Annotated in this window: 15 protein-coding genes; 9 read left to right on the top strand and 6 right to left on the bottom strand. The window is 45.4% G+C overall.

The window, feature by feature from the left end; genetic code table 11:
- Nucleotides 1–823 precede the first annotated feature (823 nt).
- Nucleotides 824–1,231, bottom strand: coding sequence for a histone-like nucleoid-structuring protein H-NS (hns, locus tag M2387_RS03650; RefSeq protein ID WP_259047249.1), 408 nt, complete (start codon nt 1,229–1,231; stop codon nt 824–826).
- Between the two features lie 637 nt (nt 1,232–1,868).
- Between hns and tdk the strand changes: the two genes are divergently transcribed.
- Nucleotides 1,869–2,492, top strand: a complete 624-nt coding sequence (gene tdk / locus M2387_RS03645; RefSeq protein WP_259047247.1) for a thymidine kinase — start codon at nt 1,869–1,871, stop codon at nt 2,490–2,492.
- A gap of 477 nt (nt 2,493–2,969) precedes the next feature.
- Here the strand turns inward: tdk and adhE are convergent, their stop codons facing one another.
- On the bottom strand, nt 2,970–5,639 hold the full coding sequence (adhE, locus tag M2387_RS03640; RefSeq protein ID WP_259047245.1) for a bifunctional acetaldehyde-CoA/alcohol dehydrogenase: 2,670 nt from the start codon (nt 5,637–5,639) through the stop codon (nt 2,970–2,972).
- A 476-nt stretch (nt 5,640–6,115) separates the two neighbouring features.
- Here adhE and M2387_RS03635 point away from each other — a divergent pair, with 476 nt between their 5' ends.
- The 6 genes from M2387_RS03635 (at nt 6,116) to oppF (ending at nt 13,133) form a co-directional block, all read left to right on the top strand.
- Nucleotides 6,116–6,763 carry a YchE family NAAT transporter gene (locus tag M2387_RS03635; protein ID WP_259047242.1) on the top strand — a complete coding sequence of 216 codons (648 nt, stop codon included), beginning with the start codon at nt 6,116–6,118 and terminating at the stop codon, nt 6,761–6,763.
- 635 nt (nt 6,764–7,398) lie between these two features.
- Complete coding sequence (gene oppA, locus M2387_RS03630; protein ID WP_259047240.1) at nt 7,399–9,030, top strand: oligopeptide ABC transporter substrate-binding protein OppA; 1,632 nt, start codon at nt 7,399–7,401, stop codon at nt 9,028–9,030.
- A 234-nt stretch (nt 9,031–9,264) separates the two neighbouring features.
- Nucleotides 9,265–10,185: an oligopeptide ABC transporter permease OppB gene (gene oppB, locus M2387_RS03625; RefSeq protein ID WP_259047238.1), complete on the top strand. Its 921-nt coding sequence runs from the start codon at nt 9,265–9,267 to the stop codon at nt 10,183–10,185.
- 13 nt (nt 10,186–10,198) lie between these two features.
- Nucleotides 10,199–11,107 carry an oligopeptide ABC transporter permease OppC gene (gene oppC, locus M2387_RS03620; RefSeq protein ID WP_259048274.1) on the top strand — a complete coding sequence of 303 codons (909 nt, stop codon included), beginning with the start codon at nt 10,199–10,201 and terminating at the stop codon, nt 11,105–11,107.
- Nucleotides 11,108–11,118: 11 nt separating this feature from the next.
- Entirely contained in the window at nt 11,119–12,132 is a 1,014-nt protein-coding gene (oppD, locus tag M2387_RS03615) for an ABC transporter ATP-binding protein (RefSeq protein ID WP_259047236.1), read from the top strand.
- Complete coding sequence (gene oppF / locus M2387_RS03610) at nt 12,129–13,133, top strand: murein tripeptide/oligopeptide ABC transporter ATP binding protein OppF (protein WP_259047235.1); 1,005 nt, start codon at nt 12,129–12,131, stop codon at nt 13,131–13,133. Before oppD ends, oppF begins: the two co-directional genes overlap by 4 nt.
- Before the next feature lie 94 nt (nt 13,134–13,227).
- Here the strand turns inward: oppF and M2387_RS03605 are convergent, their stop codons facing one another.
- Nucleotides 13,228–14,871, bottom strand: coding sequence for a glycoside hydrolase family 43 protein (locus tag M2387_RS03605; RefSeq protein WP_259047233.1), 1,644 nt, complete (start codon nt 14,869–14,871; stop codon nt 13,228–13,230).
- 183 nt (nt 14,872–15,054) lie between these two features.
- Nucleotides 15,055–15,933, bottom strand: coding sequence for an AraC family transcriptional regulator (locus M2387_RS03600; protein WP_259047231.1), 879 nt, complete (start codon nt 15,931–15,933; stop codon nt 15,055–15,057).
- A 122-nt stretch (nt 15,934–16,055) separates the two neighbouring features.
- Here M2387_RS03600 and M2387_RS03595 point away from each other — a divergent pair, with 122 nt between their 5' ends.
- Nucleotides 16,056–17,399 (top strand): glycoside-pentoside-hexuronide (GPH):cation symporter, encoded by a 1,344-nt coding sequence (locus tag M2387_RS03595; protein ID WP_259047230.1) that lies wholly within the window; start codon nt 16,056–16,058, stop codon nt 17,397–17,399.
- Between the two features lie 214 nt (nt 17,400–17,613).
- Entirely contained in the window at nt 17,614–18,462 is an 849-nt protein-coding gene (locus tag M2387_RS03590; RefSeq protein ID WP_259047229.1) for an ion transporter, read from the top strand.
- 57 nt (nt 18,463–18,519) lie between these two features.
- Here the strand turns inward: M2387_RS03590 and M2387_RS03585 are convergent, their stop codons facing one another.
- Together M2387_RS03585 and cls are read right to left on the bottom strand one after the other, a co-directional pair.
- The gene (locus tag M2387_RS03585) at nt 18,520–18,843 is read right to left on the bottom strand and encodes an HI1450 family dsDNA-mimic protein (RefSeq protein WP_211990858.1); all 324 of its coding nucleotides are present in this window, start codon (nt 18,841–18,843) and stop codon (nt 18,520–18,522) included.
- A gap of 50 nt (nt 18,844–18,893) precedes the next feature.
- Entirely contained in the window at nt 18,894–20,354 is a 1,461-nt protein-coding gene (gene cls / locus M2387_RS03580; RefSeq protein WP_259047228.1) for a cardiolipin synthase, read from the bottom strand.
- Nucleotides 20,355–20,403: the final 49 nt, after the last annotated feature.

Raw genomic sequence — 20,403 nt, 5'->3', positions numbered from 1 at the left:
GGGAAAAACTAGCATTGAAAGTTATATATCAGTGATACATAAGTTGCCAGAGTTCTACTTTTGTAAAGTTTGCTGGATCCTGACATCTGTCAAAATCATTAGCAGTCAGGATATCCTATCTAAAAATACCACTTATTAGTTAGATTTCCGGCTGTTTGCTTTCAGTGCGGGGATTATTATTTCTATTCATTGAGTGAGGAATAATAGCCTGACAACGATTAGCTCTTCATGAGTGAAAAAGTGGCTCCTGGCAAAAGTATTGAGGCTAAGGGAAGGGTTCGCTACCTCTCATAGGATGTTATCTGAATGTTGTGCTGTTATGAAGAATTGTCTGATATCCAATATGCCGGCATATTTCAACGCGTCCTGATATTACTTTTGTGATACTGATTTCATCATTATGTCTGAGAATCTGGCTCTCATATCGGTGTTTGCTGAGGATAATTTGGTCTGGAAAGTAGTCATAATCATAATTATCCAGATAATAAGTAGGGATACAAGGGCTGCCATCAACGGAAATTCGGATATAAAAGATAAAATGCTGGAGAGAGATCGCGTGATAAATATTACTTATTGTTTCTATCTTCGTATTATTATTTCTACACAGAACTGACTGATAAATGCCCGGTGGGAGAGTATTTATTGAGGAAACCTAATCAGAGGGGGATGTGGCAAGAGAGGTGAGGGCTCAGTAGTCGTCTGGCAGGCTGATAACGCAGTGGTTTTTTGAGTGCTCTGGTTTGTTTCAGGAAGTCTCTTGCAGGTATATCTGAAAATGAAAAATCCCGCCGGGGCGGGATTTTAATAAGCAGCACTTAGGATATTAGAGCAGGAAATCATCCAGTGATTTACCTTGTTCATCCATTGCTTTTTTGATGATAGCAGGAGTACGACCCTGGCCAGTCCAGGTTTTGTTCTCGCCGTTTTCATCGATATAATGGTATTTAGCTGGACGAGCAGCACGTTTGCCTTTACCGGCAGTTTTAACTGCAGCCATGCTGTTCAGTAATTCGTTCGGGTCAATACCATCAGCAATCAGCATTTCGCGATATTGCTGTAATTTACGAGTGCGCTCTTCAATTTCAGCTGCTGCAGCGTTTTCTTCTTCACGACGCTCATTAACAACAACTTCTAATTTCTCCAGCATTTCTTCCAGAGTTTCAAGAGTACATTCTCTTGCTTGTGCACGCAGTGTACGGATGTTGTTCAGAATTTTAAGTGCTTCGCTCATTTTAGTTATCTCTAGATCATTTATTGGGGTTTGTTGGGATAATAATAGAGCCTTAATTTCAGTTCTGCAATAGGAAATAATGGCGTTGGATAAAAATAAACAGATATATACGCCATTTTTAAATGTCGATAACTTAAATTGCCAGGAGTTTTCCTGAATCAGCTGCTCGGAGAATGCGTTTTTTAACCATTACGACTTTGAACTACAGGGCAAAACATGTGACTGAATTTAGCATTGGATGATAAATATAATACTGAACTATTATAGGAATAGAGAACTGGAAACCGTTTACAAAAGAAAAGAATTTCGCTAATTCCTCATGCTGGGAGCTTAAAATTAAACCCTTTTTTAGTTATTGTTACAATTCAACATAATTACTGGCTTTGTATAATGAGCGCGATAACCCCGGATTTATATATCAGAGAATGATTTATCCTGGGGTGACCCAATACTTGAACACCCGAGTCCGGCCTTCGTGAATCAAGTAACTTACCGTTACCCTCAAGTGCTTGGTGGTTATCTATACTCATTATCTGGCTAAACTCTGCGTATGTGGGCACGCCGCATTATTTAGGCGATAAACGCTGTGATACAATCTGACAAAGACATTTCAATTTAGACTCAGGTGAAAAGCGTAATGGCACAACTCTATTTTTACTACTCGGCAATGAATGCCGGTAAATCGACGGCACTATTACAATCCTCTTACAATTATCAGGAAAGAGGTATGAGAACACTGGTTTATACCGCCGAGATAGATAACCGTTTTGGTATCGGTAAAGTCAGTTCACGTATTGGTCTTGCTTCGCCTGCTAAACTTTATCATCAGACAACCGACTTATATGCTGAGATCCGTGCTGAACATTTATCCTCGCCGCTGCACTGTGTATTAGTTGATGAATGTCAGTTCTTAACCCGTTCGCAAGTTTATTCCTTGTCTGATGTAGTCGATGAATTATCTATTCCCGTTTTATGCTACGGATTACGGACTGATTTCCGTGGTGAGCTATTTACTGGCAGCCACTATCTGTTAGCGCTTTCTGACAAGTTAGTTGAGCTTAAAACCATTTGTTTCTGTGGACGTAAAGCAGGGATGGTATTAAGGCTGGACAGTGAAGGTCGTCCTTATAATGAAGGGGAACAGGTGGTCATCGGCGGTAACGAGCGCTATGTCTCTGTATGCCGTAAACATTATAAAGAAGCGCTGGTTAAAGGTTCTCTGCGTGATATTCAGATTGAGACAGGCCGTAAAGGAGATTGAGGGGAGTGTGGTCGCACTGTTTTCTCCTCCCTTCTCTCAGGCTAATGGTTATCTAAAGAGCGCTGTACAGTATAAGGAGAGGCCTTCAGAAGGTCTCTACTGATACCTATAAGAATAGCTGTAATGCAGGCTACGGTTACCTGAGACCCCTGTATCGGTATATCAGTCCGTATCTAATTCTGAGTTTTATTACCCCCATACTTGACTGTATGTCAGGGAAAGGTAGGACTGCCTGTCAGAGGCGATGTGCGGGGTTATGGCGTTCCAGTAACTGATGTCGAGCTAATGGGATATCCGGATGAATAAACCTGCCCGTGTTGCGCCCGTTGAGGATTTTTTTCTTACCTGACCATTGGTGACGCAGATATTATCCGGTGACAGTTTCTTGAACTTCAGAAACAACAAACCCCGAATACCGTAAACGATATTCGGGGTTTTAACTATGATGGCGACATCGCCATCGCCATTAATCAGGCATTATTTCTTGGTCTTTCTCTCAGCTTTAGGGGCAGGAGCGGCTTCTTTAACCTCTTCAACACCTTCAACAAAGTCACGACCGTAGTAGGTATCCAGCAGTATCTGTTTCAGTTCAGAAATCAGCGGATAACGTGGGTTCGCACCGGTACACTGGTCATCGAATGCATCTTCAGACAGTTTGTCGACATGGGCCAGGAAGTCAGCTTCCTGAACACCCGCTTCACGGATAGATTTAGGGATGCCCAGTTCTGCTTTAATTTCTTCCAGCCAGGCGAGCAGTTTTTCAATTTTGACTGCAGTTTTGTCACCTGGTGCTGTCAGACCCAAATGGTCAGCCACTTCAGAGTAACGACGACGGGCTTGTGGACGGTCGTACTGACTGAAAGCGGTCTGCTTAGTTGGATTATCATTCGCGTTATAGCGGATAACGTTTGAGATAAGCAGGGCGTTCGACAGACCATGAGGAATATGGAACTGTGAACCCAGTTTATGCGCCATTGAGTGACATACCCCTAAGAAGGCGTTAGCAAACGCAATCCCGGCGATAGTCGCTGCACTATGAACACGTTCACGTGCAACAGGATCTTTAGCACCAAACTTATAAGAGTTAGGCAGGTTTTCTTTAAGCAATTTCAGCGCTTGCAGTGCCTGACCATCAGAGAACTCACTCGCCAGTACAGAAACATAAGCTTCCAGGGCGTGAGTCACGGCATCCAGACCACCGAAGGCACACAGTGATTTTGGCATATCCATAACCAGGTTGGCATCAACAATCGCCATGTCTGGGGTCAACGCGTAGTCAGCCAGTGGATATTTTTGTCCGGTTGCATCGTCGGTTACTACGGCAAACGGTGTCACTTCTGAGCCGGTACCTGAAGTAGTAGTCACGGCAATCATCTTGGCTTTAACACCCATTTTCGGGAATTTATGGATACGTTTACGGATATCCATAAAGCGCAGCGCCAAGTCTTCAAAGTGAGTTTCCGGATGCTCGTACATTACCCACATGATTTTAGCGGCATCCATCGGTGAACCACCACCCAGAGCGATAATCACATCTGGTTTAAAGGAATGCGCTAATTCAGCACCTTTACGGACGACTGTCAGCGTTGGGTCAGCTTCTACTTCGAAGAAGACTTCAGTTTCAACACCAGCTGCTTTTAAGACAGAAGTGATTTGGTCAGCATAACCGTTATTGAATAAGAAACGGTCGGTAACAATCAGAGCACGTTTATGACCGTCAGTAATCACTTCGTCCAGCGCGATTGGCAATGAACCACGGCGGAAGTAGATAGATTTCGGAAGTTTATGCCACAGCATATTCTCTGCTCTCTTAGCCACGGTTTTTTTGTTGATCAGGTGTTTTGGACCTACGTTCTCAGAAATGGAGTTACCACCCCAGGAACCACAACCCAGTGTCAGAGAAGGAGCCAGTTTGAAGTTATACAGGTCACCGATACCACCCTGAGAAGCAGGGGTGTTAATCAGGATACGTGCAGTCTTCATTTTATCGCCAAAGAATTTCACGCGCTCTGGCTGGTTATCCTGGTCAGTGTACAGGCAAGAAGTATGGCCAATACCACCCATCTCAACCAGTTTTTCTGCTTTCACAACGGCATCATCGAAGTTTTTCGCACGATACATTGCCAGTGTTGGTGACAGTTTCTCATGAGCAAAAGGCTCAGATTCATCAACGTCAGTGACTTCACCAATCAGAATTTTGGTGTTTGCTGGTACTGTAAAGCCTGCAAGTTCAGCAATTTTTGGTGCCGGTTGCCCAACAATAGCGGCATTGAGTGCACCATTTTTCAGAATGATATCCTGAACAGCTTTCAGCTCTTTACCTTGCAGTAAATAGCCGCCGTGTTCTTCAAAACGCTTACGCACTGCTGCATAGACTTCATCAACAACGATAACTGACTGCTCAGAAGCACAGATAACGCCGTTATCGAAGGTTTTTGACATCAGAATAGACGCAACTGCGCGTTTGATATCCGCAGTTTCATCAATCACTACCGGGGTATTACCTGCACCTACACCGATTGCTGGTTTACCAGAGCTGTACGCTGCTTTAACCATACCAGGACCACCGGTAGCCAGAATCATATTGATATCCGGGTGGTGCATCAGAGCGTTAGAGAGTTCAACAGAAGGTTGGTCGATCCAACCGATCAGATCTTTTGGCGCACCTGCAGCAATCGCTGCTTGCAGTACGATATCAGCGGCTTTATTGGTCGCATCTTTAGCACGTGGGTGTGGAGAGAAGATGATAGCGTTACGTGTTTTAAGGCTGATTAAAGATTTAAAGATAGCGGTGGAGGTTGGGTTAGTGGTTGGAACAATCCCGCAGATGATGCCGATAGGTTCAGCGATAGTGATAGTACCGAAAGTGTCATCTTCAGACAGTACACCACAGGTTTTTTCATCTTTATAGGCATTGTAGATATATTCAGAAGCAAAGTGGTTTTTTATAACCTTGTCTTCAACAATACCCATGCCTGATTCTGCAACGGCAAGTTTTGCCAGTGGGATACGCGCATCCGCTGCGGCCAGTGCAGCTGCCCGAAAAATTTTATCAACTTGTTCTTGAGTGAAATTGGCATATTCACGCTGAGCTTTCTTCACGCGCTCTACAAGGGCGTTCAGTTCCGCGATATTAGTAACAGCCATAATGCTCTCCTGATTTTGTTAAACTTTTTTAGTCAATAAGCAGTGCAAACCGAAAGTATAGTCAGCAAACAAAGATAATGTGTTAATAAAAAAATGTTAATGAAATTTTATTAAATATTCTGCGTATTTACTAAAAAAGCTCGATTCAGTGGATTAGGATACTCACTCTGTTATTCCCTTTAACTTGCTATCAAGACTAGCGATTTTTTGAAACACATTATGTGATCTAAATCACATAATCATATTGCTGACTCCATTCAGCAGCCATTATCCAGGTCTTTGAAAAAGCGTAGAAAAATGATTACAAATTGATTAACTTTTCGCGGCTAGAATTTAACGCTGTGGCAACAAATGTATCCTATCTGCTTATGATCGGAGTGCGCCTGGCTATATATAATTAAGGATATAGCCCTGGTGGGTGTTTTCTATTACATTACGCGAGTCTTTACAGCCATTTTCACTATGTGGAGTTACGTGTGACAGAATCTGTTTTAGATTTTTCCACTTATGTTAAATTTTTTATCGGGCTGTTTGCCTTAGTCAACCCGGTGGGTATTATTCCGGTTTTTATCAGTATGACCAGCTACCAGACGGCAGCGGCCAGAAATAAAACCAATCTCACTGCCAACCTTTCAGTGGCGATAATACTCTGGACCTCGTTATTTCTCGGCAACGGTATTTTGCAACTTTTTGGTATCTCAATTGATTCGTTCAGGATTGCGGGTGGCATCCTGGTGGTGACCATTGCGATGTCAATGATCAGCGGTAAGCTGGGAGAGGATAAACAGAACAAACAGGAGAAGTCGGAAAGCGTCATTCGTGACAGCGTTGGCGTTGTCCCGCTTGCTTTGCCCTTAATGGCAGGACCGGGGGCGATTAGCTCAACCATTGTCTGGGGTGTCCGTTATAACGACTGGTGGCATTTACTGGGCTTTACCTTGGCGATTGCACTGTTCGCCTTTAGCTGTTGGGCGCTGTTCCGCATAGCCCCTTGGCTGGTTCGCATGTTAGGGCAGACAGGTATCAACGTAATAACCCGAATTATGGGCTTATTGCTGATGTCACTGGGCATTGAATTTATCGTGACTGGGGTAAAATCTATTTTCCCGGGACTGGTAGGGTAATGTGACAGGGCTCAGGTGATTATCCTCTCGTATTAGCGGTCTTCCGGATGCTGCCTCTGCGTAGCATCCGGAAGTAAATAATTTCAGGCTGAAATGATATAAGTGATTCATCTGTTATAACGACACAAAATGCTAAAAAATAACCGTTTCGGGAAATTCGCCAATATTAGGCTATTCAGCCATGTTACTTTTTTTACATTAGAAAATATTTCATATATTATTGATTTTAAATAACATTTAAACTTATTCGTTGTTTATCATCTCTCCTTACAAGAAAAATAAAGAGAATTACTTAACAAATCTGCAAATTGTATTGGCGACGACGCCATGCTTTTGGTACTTTTCGTGCAAAATAATTCTCTCCGAAATGATTGCTTTTTGGTTGAGAATGATACCTCAGACGCTTTTTGGTCTATGGAATAGTCTATTTATTATCCGCGACCACGCAATCGATGGGTAACAAGATATTGACGATGAGGTCGTCATAAGAACGACCCGGAAATAAAGTCGATGATAGCAAGCAGTACCGGCCAGTTATCCTTACTTAAGGTAAATCTTTTCGAAAGGTAACGCCAAATGGGTAACAACAAGTTGACGAATTGATCGACAATTATAATGAGTGGGGTACCAACAATATGACAATTATTTCTAAAAAAAGCTTAATTGCAGTGAGCATTGTGAGTGCGCTGATTACTGGCAATGTAGCGATGGCTGCCAACGTTCCGGCAGGTGTCACTCTGGCTGAGAAACAAACTCTGGTGCGTAACAACGGATCCGAGGTTCAGTCTCTTGACCCGCATAAAATTGAAGGTGTACCAGAGTCCAATATCAGCCGTGATATTTTTGAAGGCCTGGTTCTCAGCGGTCTGGATGGAAAACCTGTTCCCGGCGTAGCCGAGAAATGGGAAAATAAAGACGGTAAGGTCTGGACTTTCCATCTGCGTAAAGATGCTAAATGGTCTGACGGCCAGCCTGTTACCGCTAATGATTTTGTTTATAGCTGGCGTCGTCTGGCGGATCCAAATACCGCTTCTCCGTATTCCAGTTATTTACAGTACGGCCATCTTGCGAATATCGATGATATTATTGCTGGTAAAAAACCGATCAGCGATCTCGGTGTAAAAGCTATTGATGACCATACTCTTGAAGTCACACTGGATGAGCCCGTTCCTTATTTCTATAAACTCCTCGTTCACCCATCAATGTCTCCGGTGCCACAACGCGCAGTTGAAAAATACAATGAAAAATGGACCCAGCCGGGGAATATCATTACTAACGGCGCTTATAAATTAAAAGACTGGGTTGTTAACGAGCGTATCGTACTTGAGCGTAACCCGGAATACTGGGATAACGCTAAAACCGTGATTGACCAGGTGACTTACCTGCCTATCGCTTCGGAAGTGACGGATGTTAACCGTTATCGCAGCGGCGAAATCGACATGACGTATAACAATATGCCGATTGAACTGTTCCAGAAGCTGAAAAAAGAAATTCCTGAAGAGGTGCGCGTATCTCCATACCTGTGCACCTATTACTATGAAGTGAATAACGCCAAAGCGCCATTTACTGACCCGCGTGTTCGTACCGCGCTGAAACTGGCCATGGATCGCGATATCATCGTGAATAAAGTTAAAAATCAGGGCGATTTACCGGCCTATGGTTTCACGCCTCCTTATATCGATGGCGCGACTCTGACTGAGCCAGAGTGGTTTGGCTGGACACAAGAAAAACGTAACGAAGAAGCCAAGAAATTGCTGGCTGAAGCGGGTTACACCAAAGATAAACCGCTGACTTTCAACCTTCTGTATAACACCTCGGATCTGCATAAGAAGCTGGCGATTGCCGCATCTGCTATCTGGAAGAAGAACTTAGGTGTGGATGTGAAGCTTGAGAACCAGGAATGGAAAACTTTCCTCTCTTCCCGTCGTGAAGGTAACTATGATGTTGCCCGTGCAGCATGGTGTGCTGACTACAACGAACCAACTTCATTCCTGAATGCGCTGAAATCTGATAGCTCTAATAACTTCACCGGTTATAAGAGCGCTGAATTCGATAAGCTGGTTGAATCAGCCTTGGCCGCAACTTCTGAAGAGCAACGTTCAGAATTCTATAACAAAGCCGAACAGCAGGCGGATAAAGATTCTGCCATTGTTCCGGTATTCTATTATGTCAACGCCCGCCTGGTTAAGCCTTGGGTTGGTGGTTACACCGGTCAGGATCCACAAGATAATGTTTACGTGAAAGATCTGTACATTATCAAACATTAATGGCAAATCGTGGGATAGTCTGCCGTGTATTTAAACACGGGAATTCAGGCTATCCCATCGTGTCTTATTTACATCGCACTATACCCGTTATACTTCAAGTTGCCTGGGTGTTGCTTTCATAAATTTTGCCGAATCACATAGGGTAACTATGCTCATCGACAAAATTTACTCAGCGCCTACATGCAACTCGAATTATTTAAGGTATAAAAAGGCACAGGCCGGAAGGTACGGGCAATGTTAAAATTTATTCTACGTCGTTGTTTGGAAGCGATTCCGACGCTCTTTATTCTTATAACTATTTCCTTCTTTATGATGCGTCTGGCTCCGGGAAGTCCATTTACCGGCGAACGCGCGCTGCCGCCAGAAGTACTGGCGAATATTGAAGCGAAGTATCATTTAAATGATCCGGTTTATCTCCAGTATTTCAGTTATTTAAAACAGCTGGGGCACGGTGATTTTGGGCCGTCATTTAAATACAAAGACTATTCAGTAAATGATTTAGTCGCTGCGAGTTTCCCGGTCTCCGCTAAACTTGGGCTGGCTGCATTCTTAATGGCTCTTGTGCTCGGCGTCTCGGCTGGGGTGGTGGCCGCGCTGAAGCAAAATACGAAATGGGATTTTACCGTGATGGGCTTTGCCATGACGGGGGTCGTTATTCCCAGTTTCGTCGTCGCACCGCTGTTGGTACTGATATTCGCTATCGATCTTAAGTGGCTCCCCGGGGGCGGCTGGAACGGTGGCGCAACGAAATATATCATTCTGCCGATGACCGCACTGTCGCTGGCTTATATCGCGAGCATTGCGCGTATTACACGTGGCTCAATGATAGAAGTGCTGCACTCTAATTTCATACGAACGGCAAGAGCGAAAGGTTTACCCATGCGGCGCATCATTTTGCGTCATGCACTGAAACCCGCTTTACTGCCAGTCCTCTCTTATTTAGGTCCTGCATTTGTCGGTATTATTACCGGTTCGATGGTTATTGAAACTATCTTTGGCTTGCCGGGTATCGGCCAGCTATTTGTTAACGGTGCGCTAAACCGTGATTACTCACTGGTTTTAAGCCTGACCATCTTGGTCGGCGCGCTGACGATTCTGTTTAACGCTATCGTCGACGTGTTATACGCCGTTATCGATCCGAAAATCCGATACTAATGCTGGAGTGGCAATAATGTTAATCAAGAAAAATACCGAGGCTGTCGGTAACTTCAGCGAACAGCTGGAGGTAGAGGGACGTAGTCTCTGGCAAGATGCTCGCCGTCGTTTTATCCATAACCGTGCGGCAGTGACCAGCTTAGGGATTTTATTTCTCATCGCTTTGTTTGTCACCTTTGCCCCGATGCTGTCATCATTCACTTACTTTGATGCAGACTTTGGCATGATGTCGGCGGCACCCGAGATGGAAAGCGGGCACTATTTTGGTACAGACTCATCAGGCCGTGATTTGCTGGTGCGCGTCGCTATTGGCGGACGTATCTCTCTGATGGTCGGCGTGGCTGCAGCGTTAGTGGCTGTATTGGTCGGTACCCTTTACGGTTCGCTGGCCGGTTATGTAGGCGGAAAAACTGACTCGGTAATGATGCGTTTGCTGGAAATACTCAACTCTTTCCCGTTTATGTTCTTTGTCATTTTGCTCGTCACCTTCTTTGGACAAAATATCCTGCTGATCTTTGTGGCAATAGGGATGGTTTCCTGGCTGGATATGGCGCGTATTGTCCGCGGTCAGACCTTGAGCCTTAAACGCAAAGAGTTTATTGAAGCAGCGCAGGTTGGTGGCGTTTCCACCTTCAAGATTGTTGTGCGCCATATCGTTCCTAACGTACTGGGTGTGGTAGTGGTTTATGCCTCTCTGCTGGTGCCGAGCATGATCCTGTTTGAATCTTTCCTGAGCTTCCTTGGTCTGGGAACACAGGAGCCACTCAGTAGCTGGGGAGCCTTACTCAGTGATGGTGCAAACTCGATGGAAGTGTCCCCATGGTTACTGCTGTTTCCGGCAAGTTTCCTCGTCGTGACACTGTTTTGTTTCAACTTTATCGGCGATGGCTTGCGTGATGCCCTCGACCCGAAAGACAGATAAGGAGGTCCGCTATGAGCATAATAAACACCTCAGCGAAGACCACTTTGCTTAATCAAAAAGACGTAATACTGGATGTGAAAGATCTCCGGGTCAGTTTCTCTACTCCTGACGGTGATGTCACAGCAGTTAATAATTTGAATTTTAGTCTGTCGGCAGGCGAAACGCTGGGTATTGTTGGCGAGTCGGGTTCCGGTAAATCACAAACCGCGTTTGCACTAATGGGTTTATTAGCGGCGAATGGACATGTGGGTGGCTCTGCTAAATTTAATGGCGGTGAACTGCTTAATATTCCCGAAGCCCAGTTGAACCGTCTGCGTGCTGAGCAGATAGCCATGATTTTCCAGGATCCGATGACGTCGCTAAACCCCTATATGCGGGTCGGTGAACAGCTGATGGAAGTCCTGATACTGCATAAAAAAATGAGCAAGGCTCAGGCATTTGAAGAATCGCTGCAAATGCTCGATGCGGTAAAAATGCCGGAAGCCCGTAAGCGTATGGCGATGTACCCGCATGAATTTTCCGGCGGGATGCGTCAGCGTGTCATGATAGCCATGGCGCTATTATGCCGGCCAAAACTGCTGATTGCGGATGAACCGACAACGGCGCTGGACGTTACCGTTCAGGCGCAAATCATGACGCTGTTGAATGAGCTAAAACGTGAATTTAATACTGCGATTATTATGATAACCCATGACTTAGGGGTAGTTGCGGGGATTTGCGATAAAGTGCTGGTGATGTATGCTGGCCGTACCATGGAATACGGTACTGCGCGGGAGGTATTTTATAACCCTGTACACCCTTATTCTATTGGTCTGCTCAATGCCGTACCGCGTCTTGATACTGAAGGCGAAGCATTACAGACCATCCCGGGTAATCCACCGAATTTATTACGTCTCCCCTCAGGTTGTCCTTTCCAGCCTCGCTGTCCGTATGCGATGGAAAAATGCACCACCGCTCCGCCATTAGAAATGTTTGGTGAAGGTCGTTTGCGTTCCTGCTTTAGAACCGTGGAGGAGTTAGCATGAGTACCCTCGCCGAAGAAAGAAAAGTGCTGCTGGAAGTCAAAGACTTAAAAGTTCACTTCACTATCAAAGACGGTAAACAGTGGTTCTGGAAACCCGCCAAAACGCTGAAAGCGGTTGATGGTGTCTCGCTACGACTGTATGAAGGTGAAACTCTCGGAGTAGTAGGGGAGTCGGGTTGCGGTAAATCAACCTTTGCCCGTGCGATTATCGGTCTGGTAAAAGCCACCGAAGGGCGAGTTGCCTGGCTCGGTAAAGATTTACTGGGTATGAATCCTGCGCAATGGCGTGAAGTGCGCAGCGATATTCAGATGATCTTCCAGGATCCGCTGGCGTCCCTGAATCCGCGTATGAATATCGGCGATATCATTGCCGAACCGCTGATGACCTATCATCCGCATATGCCGCGCAAAGAAGTACAAGAGCGCGTAAAAGCGATGATGATGAAAGTGGGTCTGCTGCCTAACTTGATTAACCGCTATCCGCATGAATTTTCTGGCGGTCAGTGTCAGCGTATCGGTATTGCCCGCGCGCTTATTCTGGAACCTAAGCTGATTATTTGTGATGAACCTGTCTCAGCCCTGGATGTTTCAATTCAGGCCCAGGTGGTTAACTTGTTACAGCAGCTGCAGCGTGAAATGGGCTTATCGTTAATTTTTATTGCCCATGACCTGGCTGTGGTAAAACATATTTCAGATCGCGTCCTGGTGATGTATCTGGGGCATGCGGTGGAGCTGGGAACCTATGACGAGGTCTACCGTAATCCGCTTCACCCCTACACCAAAGCCCTGATGTCTGCGGTGCCGATACCGGATCCTGATTTAGAGAAGAATAAGGTTATCCAGCTACTGGAGGGGGAATTACCTTCACCGATTAATCCCCCATCTGGATGTGTATTCCGCACCCGCTGTCCGATAGCCGGGCCGGAATGTGCAATCACCCGCCCGGTGCTGGAAGGTAGTTTCCGCCATGCGGTTTCTTGTCTGAAGATTGATCCGTTATAGCCTGAAAGGCGCGAAGAAAATCTGTTAATTAAACCCTTGTCTCAGGCTCGCAGAGGCAAGGGTTTTTGTTATTGAACTGCGTTATTCACCGTCTTTAGTCGATAAGGCGGGTTTCATCAGCCTCATAGCGCAAGAAATCAAACCGGGCTTCTTTTTGATGGGTCATCGAATCCACGCAGGCAAGACCGAAAAATGCCCCCGTAAACTCACCATACTGACTATGTTCGTCTGAAAAGACCCGGGTATCGTAGTACTCTCCAATCGGCTTGAAATTCCCGTCAGAATAAGACCAATAACAGGTAATTTCTCGTCCCTCAATACGCATCTGGAGATAAACAGGCTCCTGAGTTATCGGGACAGGAATGCTGATGTCATGCCTCTGACCATTATTGATATGAATCACCGATAATACTGACTCTGCGGTGGACTCCTGCCAGGTCTGATGCAGAAAGAGATAGTTCATATTATCGTAATACAGCACGAGACCAGCACTGTGCTGATAGATCTGTGGCGAGAACGTCAGTTTAGTGGTGATAGTACTGTAAACGGAGGTTAATTTTTTTGCGAGCAGGCTGACGGAATGCGTTGAACTTAATGATTCCTGGCCTGTTAATGTCACGCTGCCCGGGCATTTCTGCAGTGAGGCAAAGCGCCTGAAATCAATGCGCGGTGAATAATAACTCACATCAAATTCGGCCTGGTCAAAATCATCGGTGGTTGCTTTCACCGGGAAGGGGTAGAACGGTAAATTTGATTCATTGACAAAATGCCGGGCTATATTTCCGCCGCCTTTTAATCTTAACCAGTTATCCGCTGTCCATTCCATTTCCTGAATTGCGGTTTCCCGCCCCAGAGTGCAGCATAGCTCCTCGCGGAACGGGCGGCTGCAAAGATGGACCAGATAGACTTCACCCTCCGGGGTATCAATATAGCTGCCGTGTCCGGCCTTTTGCAGATAGGTTTCAGGATTAAAATAATGAGGCTTGAGGTGGTTAGCATCATGCCGCTCATTAAAATTCTCTCCCCAGGAGGTTAAAATAGGGTTTTGCGGGTCACTTTCATAGGGACCCCGGACGTTTTTTGCTCGCCCCATTGTCACCGCATGTCCGTATCCGGTTCCCCCTTCAGCGGTCATCAAATAGTAATAATCACCCCGTCTGGTGAGATGAGGCGCTTCAATGCAGCCGCGGTCCGTTCCTCCGTGCCAGATGCGTTGAGGTAAACCAACAATGCTCTGCTCGGTGGGGGAATATTCCACCAGGCAAATGGCACCGGGTTTTTCATATTTAGGGCGAGTTTCCCATTCCAGTGAAACAATCCATTTTCGGCCATCAGTATCGTGCAATATTGAAGCATCAAACCCGGCAGAATGAAGATAAACGGGTTCACTCCACGGACCGGTTATCTCTTTGGCGGTAATTAAATAGTTATCGACGTCAAAATAGCGGGAGTTCATCGAGTTCATCACGCCATAAATGACGTAGAAGCATTCTTCCGCTTCGCACCAGGTCAGGCTGGGTGCCCAGACGCCTTTCGCGGACGGCAGGTTACGAAGATTGGGTTTCAGATCGTCAGATAACACGTGAGTCAAAAGCTGCCAGTTTTTCAGATCTCTCGAATGATAAACCGGGATACCAGGAAACCATTCAAATGAGGAGACGGCGACATAATAATCATCACCTTTACGACAAATACAGGGGTCGGGATTAAAGCCTTTAAAGATAGGATTCTGGATCATACGTGATTACTCTTAGCTGTAATTAACGATTTTTGATACCAGAAATTTTAGCGTCGCTGATGATGAGTCGGTATATAAAACCCGGTCGCATAATATAAGAAGTGTCTACACAACAGGTGATCATATTCACAGAAAAAAGAATCGCTAATATCATGACGGATTAAATAATCCTGAAAAAATGAATTATAGCGTTTTATGAGCGATTCGTTCTTTACCTACCTGAGTCGTGGTTCTTACTTTTTCACGGAAAGAAAGAGGGGTATTGTTCATCATTTCACGAAATTTGAGGCAAAAATAAGCGCTATCGGTAAAACCTGAGCGTTCAGAAATATCACTTATTCGCAGGTCGGTATTCGTCAATAAGGTTATGGCAATATTCAGTTTCCTCAGAAGCATAAATTTTTTAAAACTAATGCCGAAGGTCATTTTAAATATTTTTGAAAACCAGGACTTCGACCAGTTGCAGGCTATTGCAGCGGCCTCGGTGGTGATTTCATAATTTTCTGTTTTATCTATGTCCTTCAAGAAGTTAATCAGTTCAGCAAGATGATCATTATTGGTTCTTTCAGTGATGTGAACCGATGTTTTCAGTTCATTGAAGGCATGCAGTAAGATGTTTTTAATTAATGAGCGGAAAAGGGGGTCTGTAAAATCCGTGAATTCTCCACACCAGTTAAACAAGGTTTCAAGGCGATCGGCATCTTTATCACCAAGGATCGCGACCGCGCCGCACTGTAATGAGTCGGACGCCAGGTCGTACTCTTCCAGCCACTCTTTTTCAAACTGCAGCAGATAACGGACATGCTGGCTTTGTGCAGGTAAGCTCATTTCGTGGATCATTAACGCAGGAACAAAGACCAGGCTATTGTTTTTAATTGTTATTTTTTCACTACCCAGGGTGAAGCTACCCCCAGATTGTCTGAACCACATTAACTCGTGCATCATATGATAATGGGGAACAACTTCTATGCCATTGAAATCATTGAGAGAGTCGGCGCGGAAAGTAAACAGCTCGCCGGTCCTGACGGGTATTTTTTCAAAAACGGGAGATTCGTCACTCACTGAGTACACTCTTCTTATATTAGACGGGATTATTTATACATAACGAAAACAGACTTAGCAATAACTTATAAAACGTAAAAAGTGAGTTTGTTATTTTTATCCGATGACCCGATGGAGTCTTTATGAACAGCACGCCAATAAGTGTAAAAGAAAAAATAAGCTATGGTCTTGGCGACACCGGTTGTAATTTAGTCTGGCAGACTGTCATGCTATTTATGGCCTATTTTTATACCGATATTTTTGGTTTGAGCCCCGCGCATATGGGGACGATGTTTCTTGTAGTGCGTGTTGTGGATGCGGTTACGGATGTATTAATGGGTGCGGTTGCCGACAGAACCAAAACTAAATTTGGTCAGTTCCGTCCCTATTTATTATGGTTTGCTATTCCCTTTGGTGTTCTGTGCTGTTTAACCTTTTATACACCGGATCTGAGCTACGGCGGGAAACTTATTTATGCATATGTTTCCTATACCTTATTATCGCTGGTGTATACTTCGATTAATGTGCCTTACTGTGCCATGATCAATAATATCTCTAATGATTCAAGAGAGCGTGTTTCTTTGCAATCATGGCGCTTTGCTCTCAGTACCTTTGGTGGACTGATTGTTTCTATCACGGCTTTGCCATTGGTTGCTTATCTCGGCAAAGGCAATCTACAAAATGGCTATTTTTATACCATGATGGTGATGGGAACACTCAGTATCATCCTCTTTTTCATTTGCTTTGGTCTGACCAAAGAACGCTTTACTACCGATATTGAATTAGCCAAAAAGAACAGTATTCTCGATGATCTTAAAACCCTGGCCGCAAATAAAGACTGGCGCATTCTTTTTGCTCTGAATGTCGTTAATCTGGTCGCGGTATTATTCAAGGGCGGTACCACGCTGTACTTTGTGAACAGCGTCATGAATCGGCCAGAACTCGCCAGCATGTTGCTGACTGCGACATTAGCATCAGGTGTCTTTGGGGCCATGATTTCTGCGCGTGTGTTTAAGAATATCGATAAAGTGAAAGGCTTCAAGGCCGCGATGTTACTTGAAGCATTATTACTTTTAGGGATGTATTTTATTCCGGGGAGCAATGTCATTACCATCTTTGCCCTGGTTATTATTATTAATATTATCCAGCTGGCTGCGACACCTTTGCAGTGGAGTATGTTGTCTGACATTGTTGATGCGATAGAGAAAAAGAGTGGCAAGAAACTGAGTGGTATCGTCTTCTCGACCAATCTGTTTGCGATTAAATTAGGTATTGCTATTGGTGGGGCGCTGGTTGGTTACCTGCTTGCCTGGGGCAACTATGTGGGCGGGGCGACAGCACAATCTGATTCTGCACTGGAGATGATCAGACTGCTATTCACCGTTTGCCCGGCGGTGCTGGTCGCCTTACTGGTCGTCATTATGCGCAAATACAGCCTTAATGATAAAACGCTGATGACGATGACACATAAAGATCCTGTCGTATAAATCGCTACTGATTAAGGGTATATTCAAGGGATATACCCTCAGGGTTCGATGATATATCCTGAACAGCGCATCACTTTATGCCACACTGAGCCACATACTAATAATCACTACCAATCCGTTGTTTTTCAGCGTTTAATAACCCTCACATCAATTCCGTTTACTGGACATCTTTGACCAGTCATTATCGCTGGTCTTTTTATCTGTGAGGCCCCCTGTGCGCAGGCATTTTTCATCACTTCGCCATCTGATGTATCGTTATCTTTTTGACCCGGCAACACGCTCAGGACGATGCGTGGAAGCCTTCTGTGGCGTATTGGCGCTACTGAGTGTAGTGGTTATTTTTATTGAATCCAGTATCGGTAAAGATACCTCCCTTAGTCTGGATGAATGGTACATTTTTATTGGCGTAGAACTGTTTTTTACCCTGATGTTTACGCTTGAATATATTCTGAGGGTGATCAGCTGGCCTAAACCCGCACGGTATATCTTTAGCTTCTGGGGCTTTATTGATCTCGCCACCACGATACCGCTTTATGTGTTGTGGTTGTGGCCAGAATTCTCGGTCCATTATTATTTTGCCTGGCGCTCGATGCGTGCCATCCGTGTGTTACGTATTCTGAAGTTGCTCCGTTATATGCCAGCCTTGCAAAGCCTGAAGCAAAGCATTGTTAACGCCAGCCACCAGCTGATCCTGTTCTTCTCGTTTATCATTGTGGTGATGGTAGCATCAGGTGCGATGATGTTTGGAATAGAAGGGCAGACCAACGGTTTTGATAGTCTGGGGGCATCGGTCTATTGGGCGATAGTCACGGTGACAACGGTAGGTTACGGCGATATTGTTCCCCATACCGCATTCGGGCGTTTTATGGCATCAGTGCTGATATTAGTGGGTTACTCAGTGGTGGCGATCCCGACAGGTATTCTGACGGCACAAATGTCACAAGACATGCAGAAGAAAAATCGTCTCAGAGCTTGTGTCCGCTGCCATGAGGATGAACACGAGCCCAGCGCACACTACTGTAAAACCTGCGGTGAACATTTACCGGTGCCGGAGAAGAAATAAGACGTACAAAAGAGAAGGGGGAAACCATGGTTTCCCCCTTCGGGTATCTGCGGGTCGTTATTCACGCCACAGGATATGGCATAACTTATGATCTTTCTCACGGCATAACAGAACGCGCGCGAAGATATCATTAATTTCTTCACCGTCACTTTCAGCGAGGCCGATAACCACTTCAGCAAAGAAGTCCGGGTTTAGGTCGAAATCGACATGTTCGCTCCAGTCTTCTGCTGGGTCAAACAGCTCAGCGCCACCGCGCTCTTCAAACTGTAAGTTAAATAAAATGATATCTGCCGGATCGAGATTATCACCTGCCAGTTCAAGAAAAATATCGTACGCCTGCTCTAATGTTTCGTCTTCAGTCAGGCGGTTATTTAAGTCCATATCGGATTCCATCTCTATACTCACTTATTCGGATGCTTTGGTTGCCACTTCTACAGTAATGGACTAAAGAAGTAAAATAGTCGCTCGGTGACGCGGTGCCAGAATGGCCGTTTCTTCCACTCTTCCGGGTCAAGCAGTCGTGAACGAGAAATATAGTCACTCTGTACCGCAGCCAAATCACTGGCAAAACCGGTATCATCAATGACCAGGGTAATTTCCAGGTTAAGCCACAAACTACGCATATCGAGGTTAACCGTTCCGACCAGACTAAGCTGACCGTCGACCAGAATACTCTTGGTATGTAACAGCCCGCCTTCAAACTGATAAATTTTTACGCCCGCTTCCAGTAATTCGCCAAAGAAGGCTCGACTTGCCCAGTCCACCAGAACGGAGTCATTTTTGCGTGGCAGAATGATACTGACTTCTACACCACGTTGTGCCGCGGCACAAATAGCATGCAGTAAGTCATCACTCGGAACCAGATAAGGCGTGGTCATAATTAAATATTTCCGCGCCGAATAAGTGGCAGTCAGCAACGCCTGATGAATAAGGTCTTCCGGGAAACCAGGGCCTGAAGCAATAGTGTGAATAGTATGTCCGGTCGCCTCTTCAAACGGCATAATATTCTGGTCTGGCGGTGGAGGGAGGATACGCTGACCGGTTTCAACTTCCCAGTCGCAAGAGTAAACAATCCCCATTGCGCTAGTGATAGGGCCTTCCATACGGGCCATTAAATCTATCCACTGACCGACGTCCGCATCTTGTTTAAAGTAGCGAGGGTCAACCATATTCATACTGCCGGTATAAGAGATAAAGTTGTCTATCATCACCATTTTACGGTGTTGACGTAAATCCATACGGCGCAGGAAAGCACGCATCAGATTCACTTTTAATGCCTCGACCACTTCAACTCCCGCGGTGCGCATTTTTTTCGCCCAGGGACTACGGAAAAAGTCTTTGCTTCCCGCTGAGTCGAGCATCAGACGACAGTGAATACCTCTTCTGGCCGCTGCCATCAGCGCTTCTGCCACCTGATCTGCCATACCGCCGGGTTGCCAGATATAAAACACCATCTCGATTTTATGCCGGGCCAGCTGAATATCCCGGATCATCGCGTTCATGGTGTCTTCTGACTCAGTGAATAATTGCAGCTGGTTGCCTTTAATACCGGCAATTCCCTGGCGGTGTTCACAGAGTTTAAAGAGATTGCTGGCAACGTCGCTGTTGTCTTTGGCGAAAATACGATCGTATTCCTTCAGATCCTGAAGCCACTTTTGAGTTGACGGCCACATGGCCCGGGCGCGTTCAGCACGTTTTTTGCCCAGATGAAGTTCACCGATAAGCAAATAAGTCACGACTCCGACCAAGGGCAGAATGTGAATAATCAGCAACCAAGTCATGGTTGACGTCGCCTGACGACGCTTCATCAAGATGCGCACCGTGACAGCAGCGATGATCAGCCAGTATCCCAGAATGATGAGCCAGCTTATTATGCTAAAAATAGTTGTCATACGCTAAAAAATCCCGTTAAAGCGTGAAAAACAAGCGAACAGGCAGAGT

It is taken from the genome of Klebsiella sp. BIGb0407 (assembly GCF_024807845.1).
GTDB lineage: Bacteria > Pseudomonadota > Gammaproteobacteria > Enterobacterales > Enterobacteriaceae > JGM124.
This window is presented reverse-complemented; position numbering and strand designations above follow the sequence as displayed.